16 protein-coding genes and 1 pseudogene are annotated in these 17,055 nt (G+C 58.5%); 13 read left to right on the plus strand and 4 right to left on the minus strand.

The genetic code is table 11. The annotated features are described in order from the left end of the window. Positions 1-260: 260 nt before the first annotated feature. Complete coding sequence (locus ACKLNI_RS00515) at positions 261-860, plus strand: TetR/AcrR family transcriptional regulator (protein ID WP_413717034.1); 600 nt, start codon at positions 261-263, stop codon at positions 858-860. Positions 861-1,000: 140 nt separating this feature from the next. Then, positions 1,001-1,816, plus strand: a complete 816-nt coding sequence (locus ACKLNI_RS00520; protein WP_413717035.1) for a CPBP family intramembrane glutamic endopeptidase — start codon at positions 1,001-1,003, stop codon at positions 1,814-1,816. Positions 1,817-2,444: 628 nt separating this feature from the next. Here ACKLNI_RS00520 and ACKLNI_RS00525 read toward each other — a convergent pair. Continuing rightward, positions 2,445-2,915 (minus strand): anthrone oxygenase family protein, encoded by a 471-nt coding sequence (locus tag ACKLNI_RS00525; RefSeq protein WP_090029183.1) that lies wholly within the window; start codon positions 2,913-2,915, stop codon positions 2,445-2,447. A 12-nt stretch (positions 2,916-2,927) separates the two neighbouring features. Beyond that, on the minus strand, positions 2,928-3,557 hold the full coding sequence (locus tag ACKLNI_RS00530; protein ID WP_413717036.1) for an NAD(P)-dependent oxidoreductase: 630 nt from the start codon (positions 3,555-3,557) through the stop codon (positions 2,928-2,930). A gap of 87 nt (positions 3,558-3,644) precedes the next feature. Here ACKLNI_RS00530 and ACKLNI_RS00535 point away from each other — a divergent pair, with 87 nt between their 5' ends. The 9 genes and pseudogenes from ACKLNI_RS00535 to ACKLNI_RS00575 form a co-directional block, all read left to right on the plus strand. Further along, positions 3,645-4,232 (plus strand): TetR/AcrR family transcriptional regulator, encoded by a 588-nt coding sequence (locus ACKLNI_RS00535; RefSeq protein WP_413717037.1) that lies wholly within the window; start codon positions 3,645-3,647, stop codon positions 4,230-4,232. Between the two features lie 335 nt (positions 4,233-4,567). Next, positions 4,568-7,096, plus strand: a complete 2,529-nt coding sequence (locus ACKLNI_RS00540; protein WP_413717038.1) for a heavy metal translocating P-type ATPase — start codon at positions 4,568-4,570, stop codon at positions 7,094-7,096. A gap of 63 nt (positions 7,097-7,159) precedes the next feature. Beyond that, on the plus strand, positions 7,160-7,438 hold the full coding sequence (locus tag ACKLNI_RS00545) for a glutaredoxin family protein (protein ID WP_413717039.1): 279 nt from the start codon (positions 7,160-7,162) through the stop codon (positions 7,436-7,438). Beyond that, a complete protein-coding gene (cueR, locus tag ACKLNI_RS00550) occupies positions 7,435-7,896 on the plus strand; it encodes a Cu(I)-responsive transcriptional regulator (protein ID WP_413717040.1) in 462 nt (153 codons plus the stop codon). Before ACKLNI_RS00545 ends, cueR begins: the two co-directional genes overlap by 4 nt. 62 nt (positions 7,897-7,958) lie before the next feature. Next, a complete protein-coding gene (locus ACKLNI_RS00555; RefSeq protein WP_413717041.1) occupies positions 7,959-8,885 on the plus strand; it encodes a cation diffusion facilitator family transporter in 927 nt (308 codons plus the stop codon). Beyond that, positions 8,882-9,616, plus strand: coding sequence for a DJ-1/PfpI family protein (locus ACKLNI_RS00560; protein ID WP_413717042.1), 735 nt, complete (start codon positions 8,882-8,884; stop codon positions 9,614-9,616). The genes ACKLNI_RS00555 and ACKLNI_RS00560 overlap by 4 nt, the downstream gene beginning before the upstream one ends. Positions 9,617-10,041: 425 nt before the next feature. Beyond that, on the plus strand, positions 10,042-11,058 hold the full coding sequence (locus ACKLNI_RS00565; protein WP_488199633.1) for an extracellular catalytic domain type 2 short-chain-length polyhydroxyalkanoate depolymerase: 1,017 nt from the start codon (positions 10,042-10,044) through the stop codon (positions 11,056-11,058). 672 nt (positions 11,059-11,730) lie between these two features. After that, complete coding sequence (locus ACKLNI_RS00570) at positions 11,731-12,177, plus strand: c-type cytochrome (protein WP_413717044.1); 447 nt, start codon at positions 11,731-11,733, stop codon at positions 12,175-12,177. 264 nt (positions 12,178-12,441) lie between these two features. Beyond that, positions 12,442-12,756: pseudogene (locus ACKLNI_RS00575) on the plus strand (zinc-binding dehydrogenase); the annotation flags it as partial. On the opposite strand, the gene ACKLNI_RS00580 reads toward ACKLNI_RS00575, so the two are convergent. Beyond that, positions 12,739-13,692 carry an NAD(P)-dependent alcohol dehydrogenase gene (locus ACKLNI_RS00580; protein ID WP_413717045.1) on the minus strand — a complete coding sequence of 318 codons (954 nt, stop codon included), beginning with the start codon at positions 13,690-13,692 and terminating at the stop codon, positions 12,739-12,741. The pseudogene ACKLNI_RS00575 and the gene ACKLNI_RS00580 overlap by 18 nt on opposite strands. 318 nt (positions 13,693-14,010) lie before the next feature. Between ACKLNI_RS00580 and ACKLNI_RS00585 the strand changes: the two genes are divergently transcribed. Next, positions 14,011-14,871, plus strand: coding sequence for a cation efflux transmembrane domain-containing protein (locus ACKLNI_RS00585; RefSeq protein ID WP_413717046.1), 861 nt, complete (start codon positions 14,011-14,013; stop codon positions 14,869-14,871). A 127-nt stretch (positions 14,872-14,998) separates the two neighbouring features. Further along, positions 14,999-15,217 (plus strand): GDCCVxC domain-containing (seleno)protein, encoded by a 219-nt coding sequence (locus ACKLNI_RS00590; RefSeq protein WP_413717047.1) that lies wholly within the window; start codon positions 14,999-15,001, stop codon positions 15,215-15,217. A gap of 300 nt (positions 15,218-15,517) precedes the next feature. On the opposite strand, the gene ACKLNI_RS00595 is transcribed toward ACKLNI_RS00590, so the two are convergent. Beyond that, a complete protein-coding gene (locus ACKLNI_RS00595) occupies positions 15,518-17,053 on the minus strand; it encodes a response regulator (protein ID WP_413717048.1) in 1,536 nt (511 codons plus the stop codon). Positions 17,054-17,055: the final 2 nt, after the last annotated feature.

Below are 17,055 nucleotides of genomic sequence, written 5' to 3' on the forward strand. Positions count from 1 at the left end.
TGGGGATGATCAGGCGGAGCGGGGTGATCTCGGTTCCCAGCACCTTGGAGACCACCACGAAGGGCACCGCGATGATCGGTTGGAGAACGGCCACTGCGACGACAAACCAGAACGGGTGCCTATCGGCGAAACCGCGAATTGCATCCATCGGACCCTCCAATGCAGATGCTCTTTTTATAAACGATGCGTTTCGTTTCATTACTTGTCAAGATTTTCGAATTCGGCTTTACGGATGAGGCAGGTTCGGAGCAGACGGACAAATGAGCGACAAGAACAAGAACGGTGAAGGTCGCAGCGGTGGTCGTCCACGCAGCGAGCGATCCAAAACCGCCATACTCGCAGCAGTTAGAAAGCTGCTGCTCAAAGACGGCTATTCGAACCTGACCATTGAGGCAGTGGCGCAGGAGGCAGGTGTCAGCAAGGCAACCATCTACCGCTGGTGGAAGACCAAGGGTGAATTGGTTCTGGAAGCCGCGGAACAAGAGATCGCCATTGGTACGGTCCCCGATACCGGAGATTCCAGGGCAGACATGGATGCCGCCATAGCTCAGCTCATAGACACGTTCACGCGCCCTCTGGCCTCCATCGTCATCTTCGCAGCAATCACAACAGGTGGCAGTGATCCGAAGATGGCGCAGATCTTTCGTGACCGGTTCGTCTACCCCTGGCGTGTCTCGGCATTTGAAGCTCTGGAGCGCGCGCGAGGAAGGGGTGAAATCTCGGCTGAAGACCTGCCCTTCTTACTCGATATGATCGTCGGCACCGTCTTTCAGCGCACCTTAGTGGTCAAAGTGCCGATAATCGAAGGGCTCAAAGAGAACTTGCTGGGGATAATTTTCGGCAGGGACAGGTCGATCTGAAATCCCTCAGCAGCGACACGCCCTGCCCCGCCTGCGAATGAGCGGGCAGCATGCGCCCAGACATCGTCGCAATACGGGGTTCGCGCCCGGTGACAGTCTGCACGCGACATAGTATGTCCTGTTGCGGAAGGGGGAAAGTCATGCAGGACGAGCGTTCGCTACTGAACTACTTTGCTCTGACTTTCGTCATTTCCTGGCTGGTTTTCATCCCGACCTTTCTAACGTGGATTGGGATTTCGACGCCGATTGGCGGTGACGGATACAATGGGTTCGCAAGCTTCTTTTCTACGTTTGGCCCACCGATCGCCGCGCTCATCCTGCTTGGCCGAATTGGCGGTTGGCGGATGGCCTGGGCCTTAATCAAGAGCGGGTTCGACTTTCGCACGAATCCATTTGTCCTCGCCGCTGCATTTCTTCTGCCAATCGCGCTTGCATGGGTGGCGGTGGCACTAGTTTCTGCGACTGGAATTGACGAACTACCCGGAAGCATGGTTCCCCCAGACTTGGGATATCCGGCTATTATTTGGCTGATTCCAGCCTTTCTTTCGATGATGATCTTCGGCGGTGGCCAAGAGGAATTTGGTTGGCGCGGTTACGCTCAGCGTCCTATGCAATCGCGATTTGGCTTCGTTTTGGGAAGTCTTTTGCTAGGGGCGATTTGGGGTCTATGGCATTTGCCTCTTTGGATCATCCCCGGAGACCCGCACATCTACATACCTTTCTTGGTATTCGTAATTTTCACGATGGCGTTCTCGCTTCAAATGCTGTGGCTGTTTGAACTCTCCGGCTACAAGCTTTCGGTTCCATGGATCATGCACGGCGTGCAAAACACTGTGCTTGTGGTCCTACCGGTCTACCGCCTCGATACCGAGGGCCCGCAGTCAGGGCTTTATGTCTATGTCGGCTTGAACATCGGTGTCGCCGCATTGGTCGCATTGTTTAGGAAGCGAGGCTGACGAGCGTCCCACCAATGCTGCCGCTCCTACGAGGGCCCTTTAGGTCCGCTTGGTCCGCAACTGAGACATTGGCGTACACCCGAGCGAAAGGCAGCTTTCGCGCTCTTGCTGCAGCCGCACAAGCATGTCTGCATTGGGGATCAAAGCAGACACTCGACATCAGCCAAGCGAGTGTTTTCTGATTAAGAACCTGATTTTGTTAAAGAACTGGTGCCGCTGAAGGGACTCGAACCCCCGACCCCATCATTACGAATTTTGCCGTCCATGTTTTGGACGCAGCCCGATAGCACAGCCTAGTACCGGATAACCCCCTATGATTGCTTGTCTATTTTCAAGAGGCTTCTTGGACGGTGTCGGACCAGGCCAGAGAACGTTTGACGTACATTCCCTACTAATCCCCTACTAACGGCGCTTTGCGCTCGACGGCATTACGCCGTTGCCAAATCAAACCCCGTAAACACAGCAAACCCTGGGTACCCCACCCCATCAACGGGTTTCGAACCGCCGACAGGGCAAGCCCCCTCGGTCCAGGGCCGATGGCGAGCCAATTTGATCTTTTTTGAGCCACAGCCGAGTGACCGCTTTGCGAGAAGACCCATCGAATAGGAACGCCTCCTATCCGCCTGTCTCAGACAATCTGTGCGGCTGTCAGCCAGCAAAGTGCCGCTAGCGCCGAAGAGACGGTTCTTGCGTGGTTCAGCCGAGTCCATCTCTGTGCATAGCGCGGCCAGTAACTTGCGGTTTCGCGTGTCTGACCGTCCATTGCTTCGAGGCGCGTATTCATCGGAACATTGCCCATGCCGGTCACGGCAAATACACCGATCAGATAGGCAACAACTCCTGCCAAAGTCAGCGCGCGTGCCGCGCCTTCAAACTGCCAGAGCGCCAAGAGACCGAGAAATCCTGACACTGGCGCTAACCCAATAAGCAGCACCATAAAGACCGACCGATAGACCGTTCGGTTCAGCCCCACCATGCCTGCCGCCCCTTGGTTTGCAGGGGCCTGTGCCAGCCCCCGCATGATGAAGTCGGAAAAGCCAAGGAACACCCCGGCAACCAGTGCCACGGCAAGTCCAGCGATCATCAATATCCATTCCATGGTTCTTGCTCCTCAGCTCGACAGACCAACGGCGCGGCCGATGTACTGACGATCGGACAGCTGGCTTGTCAGGAAACGGGCCAACTCACTGCGGGCGATCTTCAGATCAAGGCCACGTGCCGTATTCGGAACATCCTCAATCGCCGGGCGTGCGGTGGCCTTGTCGGTGAAGGCACCAGGGCGGACAATGGTCCAGTCCAGGCCACTCGCCTCGACCAATTGCTCCTGCAACTCGTGATCGCGGAAAACAGGGGCCAGCAGGGCGCCGAACATCACGCGCTTCCACCAGAAGTTCAGCGTGGGCCAGCTATCACGAGCACCCAAAGTCGATTGCGCAATCAGACGACGGACCCCATGGGTCTGCATAGCCTTGATGACGTTCATCGTACCTTGCGAACGAATTTTGCTCTTGCGCGACATCCCTGCGCCAAGGGTCACGACGACCGCCTCATGCCCTGCGACCGCGTCTGTCACGTCAGAGAGCTTCATCGCGTCGCCAGCGACGAGGCGCAGCTTGGGGTCGTTCAGGTTCAGTCTCTGGGGCGAACGGGCAAAGGCCGTGACAGTGTGGCCAGCCTTCAGCAGGCTTTTGACAGCGAGACGTCCAACGGTCCCTGTGGCGCCAAATACGATGACTTTCATTTGGATTCTCCTTTCTAGGTTGATACCGGCCATTCACTTGACACGGTGTAAAGTTGACATGGTGTCAATAAAGGGTAACTTGACACGATGTCAAGAAATTCATCCGATACCCGCGCCCGTATCCTCGATTGCACTTGGAACCTATTGGAATCCGGGGATAAAAAGGTTCGTATGTCCGATATCGCCAAAGCGGCGGGCATCACTCGCCAGGCGCTATACCTGCATTTTCCGACGCGAGCAGAGCTACTTGTGGCCGCGACTCGTCACATTGATTCCGTCAAGAACGTGGATGCGCGTCTGGCCGACAGCAGGGCTGCAACTTCTGGCAGGGAACGGCTTGTGGCCTTCATCAGCGCATGGGGCGGCTACATTCCCGAAATCCACGGCATGTCCGTCGCACTTCGCGCCATGCAAGACAGTGATGCGGAGGCCGCAGCAGCATGGGATGACCGGATGCAAGCGGTCCGGCATGGGTGCGCCACCGCAGTTCAGGCTTTGGCAGCGGACAAGGTGCTAAAAGAGGATCTGAATGAGGAAGTTGCAACCGATCTGCTTTGGACGCTTTTGTCGGTTGAAAACTGGGAACACTTGGTTCGCGACTGTGGCTGGTCGCAATCAGATTATGAGAGCCGGATCACAGGGCTTGCTGAGGCAGCGCTTCTGGCGACGCCATGAAAGGCCTTTAGTATCCGCAAAGCTGTCGTTCATCACGCTATTAGGACACCCCAGAGCCCTTGGCTAACCTAACGTTATTCTGCTCGTAACGTACTGATAAGAAGTATATAAATCTAATTCCTTGATGTCGCTGACCCAGCGCTCGAGAAGCCGTAAAGCAATCGGATGAAACTTTCATTTGTAAGATGTCCGCCTCTGGAAAGCTGAATTCACCAAGCAGTAGGAGACGCAAGCGCCAGTTAGTGCAGAAAATTTCCTCTCATGCTTGACCTTCCAATCGTTGGAACCCTTATCTCGGCATGTGAGCACTGATTCGAAGACGAGAGGAATAAGCTATGAATGCTCACACATACACCACTCGGCTCACGGCCGAGACGATACAAATTCCGATCGAAGGCATGACCTGTGCCTCTTGCGTGGGCCGGGTAGAGAAGGCCTTGCTGGCGGTGCCGGGCGTGGTGTCCGCGAGCGTCAACCTCGCGACAGAACGTGCCGAGGTCCGGGTCTCAGACCCTTCTGTCCGGACTGACCTGATCCTTGCGGTCGAAGCTACGGGCTACGCCGTTCCTGGTAAAGTAACCGAACTTTCCATCGATGGCATGACCTGCGCATCTTGCGTTGGCCGGGCAGAGCGCGCGCTTCGGGCCGTTCCTGGTGTCACTTCTGCCAACGTGAACCTCGCGACAGAGCAGGCGATGGTGGTGGGCACCGCCGATGTCGCCGCACTGATCGCCGCCGTGGCCGAGACCGGCTACACCGCGCGTGAAGTCGCGCAAGATTCCGGCGAGGACGAGGCCAAAGCTGCTCGCAAGGATGCCGAGCAGGCGCTTCTAAAGCGCGATCTCGGGCTGGCGGCTGCCTTCGCGCTGCCGGTCTTCGTGATCGAGATGGGTAGTCATGTCATTCCGGGCATGCATGCCTTGGTCGGCTCCACGATCGGGCATCAGGCAAGCTGGCTCCTGCAGTTCGCGCTGACGACCTTCGTCCTCGCAGCGCCTGGTATGCGCTTCTACACAAAAGGCATCCCAGCGCTTCTGCGTGGTGCCCCTGATATGAACAGCCTCGTCGCAGTTGGTACCCTCGCCGCCTATCTCTACTCGGTCGTGGCTACTTTTTCGCCGGGCGTGCTGCCGGAAGGCACAGTCAATGTCTACTACGAGGCCGCAGCGGTGATCGTCACACTTATCCTGCTGGGCCGGTATCTCGAGGCACGCGCCAAGGGCCGTACCTCCGAGGCCATCAAGCGATTGGTCGGGCTTCAGGCCAAAACGGCGCGCGTGCGCCGCGATGGATCAGTCGTGGAAGTCCCGGTGGCCGAGGTCGCTCCTGACGACATCGTCGAGGTGCGCCCCGGTGACCGCCTGCCGGTCGATGGCGAAGTCATCGAAGGCGAGAGCTATGTCGACGAGTCGATGATCACCGGCGAGCCAGTCCCGGTTGCAAAGAGTGCCGGCGCGGAGGTTGTCGGTGGCACCATTAACCAGAACGGCGCGCTGACCTTCCGCGCAACTGCGGTGGGCGGCGACACTATGCTGTCGCAGATCATCCGCATGGTGGAGGCGGCGCAGGGCTCCAAGCTACCGATCCAGGCGCTGGTCGACCGCGTGACAATGTGGTTCGTCCCGGCGGTGATGACACTGGCAGCGCTGACCTTCGGCGTCTGGCTGATCTGGGGGCCCGATCCGGCACTCACCTTCGGCCTCGTCAATGCGGTCGCAGTTCTGATCATCGCATGCCCCTGTGCCATGGGCCTCGCGACACCCACCTCGATCATGGTGGGTACGGGCCGGGGGGCCGAGATGGGCGTGCTGTTCCGTAAGGGCGAGGCGCTGCAGCTTCTGAAGGAGACCCGCGTGATCGCGCTCGACAAGACCGGGACGCTGACCGAGGGCAAGCCTGCCCTGACCGATCTCGACCTTGCCGAAGGCTTCGATCGCGCCGAGGTTCTGGCCCGCGTGGCTGCCGTCGAGGCACGCTCCGAGCACCCGATTGCCCGGGCGATCGTCGAGGCCGCAGAGGCCGAGGGGCTCGAACGTCCGACCATCGAGGGCTTCGTCTCGGTGACGGGCTACGGCGTGGAAGCCACCGTCGGCGATCAGCGTGTCCAGATCGGGGCCGACCGCTTCATGCAAAAACTGGGCCTCGACACCGCGGCCTTCACCGAGACGGCGGAGCGCCTGGGCGACGAGGGCAAGTCACCGCTTTACGCCGCCATCGACGGCAAACTTGCGGCCATCATCGCCGTAGCCGACCCGATCAAGGCATCGACGCCCATGGCCATCGCCGCCCTGCATGCCCTCGGACTGAAGGTCGCGATGATCACCGGCGACAACGCCCGCACGGCACAGGCCATCGCCCGCCGGCTCGGCATTGACGAGGTCGTGGCCGAGGTCCTGCCCGACGGCAAGGTCGATGCCGTGACGCGCCTGAAGGCCCTGGGACGGCTGGCCTACGTGGGCGACGGCATCAACGACGCGCCGGCGCTGGCGGAGGCCGATGTGGGCCTTGCCATCGGCACCGGCACGGATGTGGCCATCGAGGCGGCAGACGTGGTGCTGATGTCGGGCAGCCTCAAGGGCGTCCCCAACGCGATCGCGCTCAGCCAGGCGACCATCGGGAACATTCGGCAGAACTTGTTCTGGGCCTTCGCCTACAACACGGCGCTGATCCCGGTGGCGGCAGGCGTCCTCTATCCGGCTTTCGGCATCCTGTTGTCGCCGGTCTTTGCCGCCGGGGCCATGGCGCTTTCCAGCGTCTTCGTTCTTGGCAACGCGCTGCGGCTTAAGCGGTTCGCAACGCCGTCACCAACGGATATCCCGGCAAGCCACCCGGTTCGCACACCGGCGGCAATCCCGGCGGAATGACCACGCGTGCCCGGGCCGTTCAGGGCCTGGGCCCTCGCCAAAACAGACAGAAGGAATTGATCAATGAATCCGCAAACCAGGAACACCGGCGACTTCATCATCTACACCACCCCGACCTGTCCCGACTGCCGCCAACTCAAGTCGTGGCTTCAACAAGCGGGCGTCGCGTTCGAGGAACGCGATCTAAGCGATCCCGAGATCATGGAAGAGGCGAAAGCGCGGTACGGCGTGCGCGTCGCGCCGATCGCCGTGATCGGAGACTGGTTCACCTATGGAACCTTCGCCGACCAGAAGCCGAGGATCGCGGACACCCTTAAACTGCACGAGGAGGCACGGACATGAACATCGGTGAAGCGGCTAAACTCTCTGGCGTCTCGGCGAAGATGATCCGGTACTACGAACAGACTGGCCTGATCCCACCTGCCCATCGCACCGAGTCCGGCTACCGCGATTACAGCGAGAGGGATGTTCACCTCCTGAGCTTCGTGCGCCGCGCCCGTGATCTGGGTTTTTCGGTCGAGGTGATCGGCGAGTTGCTAGAACTCTGGACAGATGACGCACGTCGCAGTGCGGATGTCAGGCAACTCGCACAGGGCCACCTGGGCAACCTGCGCCGCAAAATCGAAGAACTAGAAGCCATGTCGAAAACGCTTGAGACGCTGATCGACTCCTGCAGCGGCGATCACCGACCGGATTGCCCAATCATCGCCGATCTGGAGAAGAGTGATAGTCAGGACGCATCGCGGCCCCCAAGGCCCCGGCAAGGCGCTGTCGGTCAGGCAAAGGCGTTACCCAGATAACCCAAGCATGCCGTACCTACTGACTGCGGCAATATTGGAAAATCCAAAAGAAAGACTCTCACATGGAACATGGACATTCGGGACATTTGCCTAGCGGAGGTCGGGCGCTCACAATCTCTGCTTGGTTGACCGGTATCTACTTCGTCGTTGAGCTCGGAATTGGCTTATGGACCGGCTCCATCGCCGTGATCTCCGACGCGTTTCACACGTTCTCTGCGGTTGGCGGCGTCCTTGTTGCCATTCTGGCGGCCCGGATCGCCCGTCGTCCCGCCGACAAGAACCGCAGCTTCGGCTGGTACCGTGCTGAGGTCGTCGGAGCGGCCATCAATGGTGCGTTCCTTCTAGCGATGGCATTATTTGTGATCGGGATGGCCGCCATGCGACTATCCGCTCCGATCGACCTACCTACGGGTCCAATGCTCTGGGCCGCGGCAGGCGGCCTGGTGACCGAGTTCATCTCACTTGGATTGATTTGGAAAGATGGGAAAAGCGATCTGAATACGCGCGGTGCCGTCTGGCATATCATTCAGACGTTCGTCGGCAGTCTGCTCATCATCATCACGGCTCTGGTGATCCGGTTCACCGGGTTTCTGCTGATCGACCCGCTGCTTGGTATGGCGTTCGGGTTTGTTCTCGTTTGGGCAAGCTGGGGAATTTTGAGGGAGTCCATTCACATGCTGATGGAGGGAACACCGGAGGATGTGAACCTTCGAGAGGTGACCTCTGCGCTCGAGAAACTCGAGAGCATCAGCGACGTGCACCATGTTCATGCCTGGGCGCTGACCAGCGGCAGGCATGTATTCTCCGGTCACATACGGATGGAAACCGGCCATGAGCCGGGAGAGGTCCTGCAGGCGGCACACGACCTGTTGCGTGACGAGTTCGGTTTTCTTCTTGTTACCCTGCAGGTCGAAGACCGTTGCCTCGATGAGGCGGGTGCCGAGGACATCGACATCACGCGAGATCACACCGAGGGGCACGTCGCATGAAAATTGCCATCGTCCTATACCCAGGTATTACCGCGCTTGACGCGGTCGGGCCCTATGAAGTTTTGAAGATGCTCCCCGGCGCCGAGCTTCGCTTTGTCGCTCATGCTCCGGGTCCCGTATCAACGGACCGTGGCATTCTTGTCGTCGGGGCGACGCACAGCTTTGCTGAAACGCCCGACCCCGACGTGGTGATTGTGCCCGGCTCGGAGGCCCAGACCGGCGTGGCAGCGGCTGACGGCGCTCTTTCGGATTGGCTGCGCAAAGTTCACCGACATACAAGCTACACAACGTCGGTCTGCTCAGGCGCCGTGATCCTGGCTGCGTCGGGCCTGCTCAAAGGACAGCGCGCCACAACGCATTGGGCGGCGATGGATATTGTGAAACGCTTTGGCGCCACGCCATGCCCGAACGAACGGATAGTCCGGGCGGGCAAGATCTGGACCGCAGCTGGCGTGTCAGCGGGTATAGACTTGGCCTACGCCCTGGCTGAAGTGATCGCAGGCCGCGAAACAGCTGAGCGCATTCAGTTGATGCTCGAATATGACCCTCGGCCGCCGCAGAATGCGGGGCACATGAACACAGCACCTGCTGCGGTCGCCGCGGCCGCCCGCGCCGAGATGGCTCGCTTGTCACGCAATCCGATGAATGCGGTCGCGGTCGGAAAAATTGCATGGCGTCAGGCGTTGGCCAAGTCTCGAAAATCAATCGAAAAAAGGAACGTCGCTCGATAGAGCGAGCGACGGTTTCTACCGCCGTAGCGCAATTTGACAAACGCTGCCTGCGTTCAGAGCCACAACGCATGCGTTTTTCAGAAGTGGCTGTTTATAAGGCGCTCGCCAGTGGTCAGAAAAAAAAGGGGGCTCAGAGCGATCATCTGAGGAGGATGCTCAGGTCTTTTGGGCTCAGGCACGCCCGAGCGACCACTTCGCGAACGTGGCCCCACCGCTTTAGGCTCGGGAATATCCGAACCGGGCCATCAAAACGCTGGCTCACTCCGTTGCGCCATTTGAAGTTCGACATGAGAAGTGTCAGCATCGAGCTGGTCCTGCCCGAAAGCGCTTCGCCGTCTTCCACCTAGCGTCAAGGGGCAACTTAAGAACACGGTATCCCAAGATACGGCCCGTCGCCCCATTTATAGAGAAAGGCTGGATGAGAATTGAGATATCTGTCGAGCATATCCTTCGCCGTCGCGTCTTGGGCTAGCTGTGCCGGTGCGGACCCGCTTCCCTCGCTTAACCTTGATCCCAGCCAGACAACGGTTTCGGGTCTTTCCAGCGGTGGCTTCATGGCGGTGCAACTACAAATCGCTTTTTCACAATCCATCGTAGGTGCCGCGGTAGTTGCTGGCGGACCGTTCAACTGTGCAGATAACTCAGTTTGGCAGGCGTTGAACGTCTGCATGGACCCTCTCTTCAGGGGACCAGACCCCGAGAAGTCGATTCAGTCGATGCGAGACATGGCTTCAGCCGAGAAAATCGACGGGCTCGACGGAGTAGCATCCGACCGCGTCTATATGTTCCACGGAACGCAGGACGAGACAGTCGCACGGTCTAGCATGGATGCTCTCGAGGCGACGTATCTCGCGCTGGGCGTATCCGAAGTGGCCATCAACTACGTCTCCTCTGTTGAGGCTGGGCACGGCTTCGTCACAGAAAATGCGTCGGTGGGCTGCGCGGACACATCGCCAGAGTACCTGGTCGACTGCGATTTCGACCAGGCCGGCGATATTCTCAACTGGCTCTACGGCGAACTTGTGCCGCCCGTCTCGCCCGTTTCCGGGAACCTCCTTACGTTTGATCAATCAGTTTATTTGGAAGGTGCGGCGGGGATGGACGAGGTTGCCTTCGTCTACGTGCCCTCCGCCTGCCGCGCTCGAGAAACATGCCGTCTGCACATCTCCCTGCACGGATGCAACCAGGGCCGCGAGGCGATCGGCGATGACTATGTGCGCCTCACCGGCTTTAACGGCTGGGCTGAGACGAACAACATCGTCGTACTCTACCCTCAGGCCACCGCTGTGCCCTCGCCTTGGCATAACTGGTTTTCTGGTAATCCCAACGGTTGCTGGGACTGGTGGGGTTATACGGGCGCGGACTACCTTAGCAGGAACGCGCAGCAACCCTCGGCAATTGCACGGATGGCCGCGGCGCTTGGCGCCCCGATCGCCCGTTAAAGCTGTCGCATTGCACGCGTCACACAAGCATATCAAGTGAAGGTTGCCTCTATCAGTGCGAAAATTCAGAGCCTCGGAGGCCTGGAGTACTAACTACCAGGAGCCGATGGGCTCCATTATGTGAGCTCGAACCTTCGGATCGCGGCCACTTCCCCCACCCGACTCCGGGAGCGGTCACCCCACCCCACCAACGGGGATCGAACCCACCTCAAACACACGTAGCCTGGCTTCGAACGACGCCTGAAAATAAGTTCAGCTTCCGCGAAGCTTGCACGCAACCAGCAAGAAACCGTTTGAGACGAGCGCAGCGAACGGCCGCTCAGAGCAGATTGTGTTGAAAAACTCAGCGTCCCGGTGAGCAAGGCAGATTCTCCGGAACATCTTCCCGCGAGGCGTACAGTTGGTGAACGCTGCTTTCTGACGGATCGTTTTCAGGAACAGAGTTCTGGATTATCGACCTGATTTTCGGGCAGCGGAGTTTTTCAACACAATCAGCACGAAGCGAACGTTTGATCTGCTATCCGTGTGTGACAAAAGCGATTCTCGACTGCATATTGGCCGAGGCGTCTTTTGTCCCGGCCTAGAGGAATCACTATGAGGTCTTGGCTACTATTAGGTACACTCGTTTTTTGCTTCGCCTCTGTGGCGATCGCGCATGACAAAGCGACTGGCGTGGTCAAAGAGCGCATGGAGAAGATGGAGCGTTTCGAGGAGCTAATCGAACGAGTCTTCGCGATGATGCACGGCGAACTGACTTACGATGCAGAAGCGGTGCGGCGCGCAGCCTCGGAAATCCAGGAAGGTGCAGGGAAGCACATGACGACACTCTTCCCGGAGGGGTCAAATGAAACGCCAAGTGAAGCGAAAGATGCGATCTGGAGAGATTTCGAATCCTTTGAGCATCTTGCGCTGATGCTTGAACGCTGGTCAGCGGAACTGGCGGAGCAGGCCGAAATGCAACCTCGCGGCAACCTGCCAAAAAGATGGGAAGATGCGGAAATGGGCCCAGCCATGATGGAAGGTGGCGGCATGATGCGGCAGTCTGGCTCCGTATTCGCGGCCTGGCATGTCGCGGCAGCCTGCAATGCCTGTCATGCGGAGTTCCGAAGCGAAGATTGAGCAAAGGTCATCCTGGCCCCGCTCCCTACCAGCTTCTTTAGCAAAGCGGTCATCCGAAGAAACTTCGATAGCAGATAACGCCAAGGGCCAAGAGAAAGATTAGAATGGCCACGGCCGCCCGTATTCGGGCATAGGGTCCGACCACAGACATTGAGTCACGGCGCGTCTTCTCTTTCTCATGGCGCAAGACACACTCCCTTCGATGCGAACGATCTCGCCAACTGACCTACCAGTCTTTGGGAAACCGCCAAGAGACAATGGCGCTTTCTTCCGCGGACCGATCCTTCAGCTTGCCTACCCTTTCCCGAAGACGCGGCGGGTTTCATTCAACAGCTTGCCGATCTGATGTCCCGAGGCAAAGTCCGGGGTGTATTCGATCGGCGGTATCCATTGGACGAGATCGCGGATGCATTCCGCTATGTCGAAAACGGACAGAAGACTGGTATCGTCGTGGTAGACGTTTGTTGGAAGCCACTTGATCAGGGCAGCATCATTGTCTGGCGGCCGCTGGTGAGCATCGGCCGGGATTTGCGCCTGTCCGTATTGCGGAGATGCCGCGTCTCAAGGCTTGATGACTAATTTGCCTTTTACTTCTCCCGAACCTGTGCGGCGAAGCGCCTCCGGAACAGACGAGAGGGGCAGCACGGCTTCCAGATGCGGTGAAATCCTCCCTTCGACCGCTGCGCGCGCGACGCGTTCAGTCAGATCCCGGCCGCTGGGAACCATTAGCATGCCGATGGACTTTTTGGCGGGGCGAAAGAACAACCCACCAAACAACAAAGAAAGCAGCACGCTGACCCGACCGCCCACTGCCCTGTAGACACCGTCCGTTGTGAGGCACCTGGCAATCCGGGATGGGCCACGGGTCGCAACCATGTCGAGGATCCGGGTCCAATTCTTTCCCAAGCGAGCGAAATCATGTTCCCTGTAATCGATCGTTTCGTCCGCGCCCAATTCTTCGAGCCACGCGATCTTTTTCGCATTATCCACCGCGGTGACATGAGCACCTGCCTCCTTCGCCAATTGCAAAGCCATTGTACCCGAACCGCCACCGGCACCATTGATCAAGAACGTGTCGCCCTGCTTGAGTCCCTCAGTTCCGGTCAGGGCAATTCCTCCCGCCTGAGGCAAACACGCGGCCATTTCGTCCGAGAGACCGTCCGGCACGCGGATCATTTCGGCCTCGGAGACACAGACATATTCGGCGAAACCGCCACGCACCATGACTAGATCGCCCATTACTCTTTCGCCAATTTCAAATCTGTTTGCGCCCGCGCCCAGCTTTTCGACGATGCCAACGATGTCAGACCCGAGCACCGGGTTCTTCGGGCGAAAAAGGCCGCCGACAAGCCGCGCGTAGAGCGGGTCGCCGACAAGGTATTCCCAGTCCGACAAGTTCACAGCACAGGCGAGAACCTTTACTCGTATCTCAGACGCGCGCGGTTCCGGCATCGGCAATTCCTCGAGACGTAGGTGTTCCGGCCCGCCGTATCTGTCCTGAACCACGGCCTTCATCGGATTGCTCCTCTGTTTGGATGGTTGCACCTATAACGCACTGACGCTTCTGAGCGCATGGCTTGGCGTGGATGCTGTTCGCATGCTTTGCTCACGGTTGGCCTTGAGCGAGGTCAATCAAAGCTGCTCACAGCGAAATACACCACGGGATGCTTTTGTCCGCATAGCGACAGCCAAAGTCCGCTGGTCGGGAAGCCAGCCTGTAATCTAGGGGTACGGCGCATGCACCCGACCGCGCGCCTTCATGACCCGTCTTGGATCAGCTATGGGGTTCATTTCGTGGCAATTGCTGCCACATCAGGAGGGTCGATTCTAAACTTGGTAGAGAGGAGATATCCCCTGGGTGAAACCGTAAGATATCGCGTAACGGGCATGGATTGCGCGTCCTGTGCAGCGAAGGTCGAAAAGGCCGTGCGCTCGGCTGGCGTCACTAGCCCAAGGATTTCGACAGCATCGCAAATCTTGACACTGGACGTCGCGCCAGGTGATGAGCACCTCGCCGATGTCGAACTTGCCGTCTCGAATGCCGGCTACCACCTCGATCGGCTTCCGTCGGAGTCATCAGAGAGATCGGATGAGGCTAAGCCTCATTTGGCCGTTGTATATCGCAGGGCGCTCTGGATCGTCATCATCCTGAACGTTGGCTACGGCGTCATCGAAATGATCGGGGGCTTCCTGGCTGGTTCACAGGCATTGAAAGCGGATGCCCTGGATTTCCTTGGCGATGGGTTGATCACACTCCTGGGCGTTCTGGCAATTGGTTGGAGTCTTCTCTGGCGAGCGCGATCTGCACTCATCCAAGGTCTTTTTCTCGGCGTTCTCGGATCTGGCGTCCTCGCAAACACCATTTGGCGCGTGTTCGCACAGCAGCCTGTCGAGGCGGAACTCATGGGCGCGCTGGCTTTGGTCGCCCTCGCGGTGAACGTCGGCGCCGCGCTGGCCCTTATTCCCCATCGAGCCGGGGACGCCAATGTCCGGGCCGTTTGGCTTTTTTCGAGGAATGACGCGATTGGCAACGCTGCTGTGGTGGTTGCGGCGGTTCTGGTTGGGTGGACCGGCACATCCTGGCCCGACCTGATAGTCGCCTTCGCGATTGCAGGACTGTTTCTCCAGTCTTCTTGGGTCATTGTACGTGATGCACGTCGGGACATCTCGGAAAGTCGAACAGGAGGCCCGTGAAGCCACTGGTTGGAATTAGCCTACGAGTTTGGCCAATTGGAAAGTCTCAACGGGTATCAAGACACTTGTGCTATGTTTCTCGATGCAACCCAAGATATATCGTCTTGGACGTACTGGTGTGAGCAAAATGGTCGATGTGAAAATCCAACTGAACAGTACCATCACTTGCCCTAAATGCGGGCACTCAGCGGAAGAGCTTATGCCAACTGACGCATGCCAGTGGTTCTATGAGTGCACTTCATGCGGCGAGGTACTGAAGCCATTACCAGGTGATTGCTGCGTTTATTGCTCGTACGGTACTGTGGATTGCCCACCGATCCAGGAAGGTGGCTCCTGCTGCGGATAACGTCGGCAGACCACACAATTGCTCCACTCCGATAGGGTCCATTATGGCGAGCGGTAACAGTGGGCCACTTCGGGCATCCAATTCGCTACACCCCACCCCATCAACGGGAACCAGGGGAGGGGCCGGGCAAGCGCCCTCGGTCCAGGCCCGATCGCGAGCCTCTTTGATCCCTATAGGTCAGTGAATTGCCGAATGACCGCTTCTGGTGGCAGCTGACATTTACCGAAATCCGAATAATGACTGAGTTGCGGACAGAGCGGTCGTCCCGAAACAAATTCTGTGCTTCATCGATTAACCACTTTACCCTTTCTCTCTTCTACCACGGTCCCGGAGGCGGAGGGTGATGCGGAAATCCTCGCCAACACGTTTTGGCTCGACCAGCCAGAAGCCCAGAATGACCAGCGCCAGCGACCCCCAGGCGAAAACGGACAGGTTTTCGTCAAGGAACACCATTCCCCAGATAATGCCCGCAAGTGTCTGCGAATAGGCCATCTGTCCCGCGAAGACCGCGCCAGCTGTCGACACGAGGTCAAGAGCCAAAACCAGGGCGATGGCGGAGGAGACGCCAAGCGCAACAATTAGCATCTCTCGCTCGCCGAATGAGGGCGACGGCAGAAACAGGGCATCCTGAGCGATTGCGGCGGGCAGGATCAGGGCGGTGGACAGCGTCATCATCAGACCGACCGTTATCGCGGCATCGAGATGCTTCGGTCGCGAAGCCATCAGAAGTGTGTGAAGGGACAGCAAGAACGGCAGCACGAGCGCTGCAGCCAGCCAGACAAGCGCGTTTCCATCGCCAGACAAACCTTGCAAAAGAAGGACCAGTGCGACTGCAGCAAAACCGATGCCAAGTCCAAGGAAACGCCGCAGACTTGCCGCTTCCAGTCCGAAAATTGCCGCCAACAGAAAGACCATGAATCCGCGGGAGCTTCCTATCAGCGCGATCATCGTAGCCTCGACATGTGAAGAGATGACGACAGTGAAGACCTGATAGAAGCCTCCAAGTATGATTGCCCAAAGTAACAGAAAGCGGAGATCGCCAATGTGAAGGCGCGGGATACCGGATCGCGCTACTGAGAAGATGATGCAGAGAATTGCGGCCAAGAGATTTGCCCAGAAGACAAGACCGAGCGGTGGCACGGAGATCCCGAATGCGAGCCGTCCGAGCGCAGGCGCAACGCCAAAGATGCTGCCCGCCGCTAAAACCAAGAGCGTTCCGCGCAGCGTTCTAACGGTCAGATCGGCGCGTCGCTCACGGTCATAGATTTCCTCTGCCAATCCGCGAAACACTGCCGCGAGGCGGCCGAGTGGGTCTGGACGTGCTGCAACCGTATCGACATCCATTTCGTCGGGGCGAAACGCGCCGTTCTCTATGACCTGCGCGGCCTGTGTGAGCCGCTCGATGTCACGGAAGTAGTCGAGCTCCCGGTCGCGGAATCGCTTGCGGACCAGAGAGGAGTTTACCCGGGCGCGCAGAATGGCCGGTTCGAAGTTCTTTGGCAGGAAGTCCTCGGCCCCTAATTCGATCGCACGGGCGACACTTCCTATCTCGTCATCAAGCGATGAAACCACGATGACCGGAATGTCCCGCAGCGCTGCGTCCGCCTTCATCGCTTTCAGGACTTCGTAGCCGTCCATGTCCGGCATGACAATATCGAGAAGGACGACGTCAATCGGCCCCCTCTGCAGCACCTCTAGTGCCTTTACGCCGTCCGAGACGTGGTAGGCCTTGTGTCCCAGCGCAGTTGCAGCCTTGACCAGCTTACGCCCACTGACGCGGCTGTCGTCGACGACAAGGATCGATGCAGGAGATTGCCGTTCCGACGCGTCTTCCATTC

This window comes from Silicimonas lutimaris (assembly GCF_047314965.1).
Lineage (GTDB): Bacteria > Pseudomonadota > Alphaproteobacteria > Rhodobacterales > Rhodobacteraceae > JAVJUV01.

Excerpts from the sequence above, each read along its gene's own strand:
- ACKLNI_RS00525 (WP_090029183.1), bottom strand. The coding sequence starts at position 2,915 with ATGGAATGGATATTGATGATCGCTGGACTTGCCGTGGCACTGGTTGCC.
- cueR (WP_413717040.1), top strand. The coding sequence starts at position 7,435 with ATGAACATCGGTGAAGCGGCTAAACTCTCTGGCGTCTCGGCGAAGATG.
- ACKLNI_RS00595 (WP_413717048.1), bottom strand. The coding sequence starts at position 17,053 with ATGGAAGACGCGTCGGAACGGCAATCTCCTGCATCGATCCTTGTCGTC.
- ACKLNI_RS00560 (WP_413717042.1), top strand. The coding sequence starts at position 8,882 with ATGAAAATTGCCATCGTCCTATACCCAGGTATTACCGCGCTTGACGCG.
- ACKLNI_RS00535 (WP_413717037.1), top strand. The coding sequence starts at position 3,645 with ATGTCAAGAAATTCATCCGATACCCGCGCCCGTATCCTCGATTGCACT.
- ACKLNI_RS00540 (WP_413717038.1), top strand. The coding sequence starts at position 4,568 with ATGAATGCTCACACATACACCACTCGGCTCACGGCCGAGACGATACAA.
- ACKLNI_RS00555 (WP_413717041.1), top strand. The coding sequence starts at position 7,959 with ATGGAACATGGACATTCGGGACATTTGCCTAGCGGAGGTCGGGCGCTC.
- ACKLNI_RS00545 (WP_413717039.1), top strand. The coding sequence starts at position 7,160 with ATGAATCCGCAAACCAGGAACACCGGCGACTTCATCATCTACACCACC.
- ACKLNI_RS00590 (WP_413717047.1), top strand. The coding sequence starts at position 14,999 with ATGGTCGATGTGAAAATCCAACTGAACAGTACCATCACTTGCCCTAAA.
- ACKLNI_RS00520 (WP_413717035.1), top strand. The coding sequence starts at position 1,001 with ATGCAGGACGAGCGTTCGCTACTGAACTACTTTGCTCTGACTTTCGTC.
- ACKLNI_RS00515 (WP_413717034.1), top strand. The coding sequence starts at position 261 with ATGAGCGACAAGAACAAGAACGGTGAAGGTCGCAGCGGTGGTCGTCCA.
- ACKLNI_RS00530 (WP_413717036.1), bottom strand. The coding sequence starts at position 3,557 with ATGAAAGTCATCGTATTTGGCGCCACAGGGACCGTTGGACGTCTCGCT.
- ACKLNI_RS00580 (WP_413717045.1), bottom strand. The coding sequence starts at position 13,692 with ATGAAGGCCGTGGTTCAGGACAGATACGGCGGGCCGGAACACCTACGT.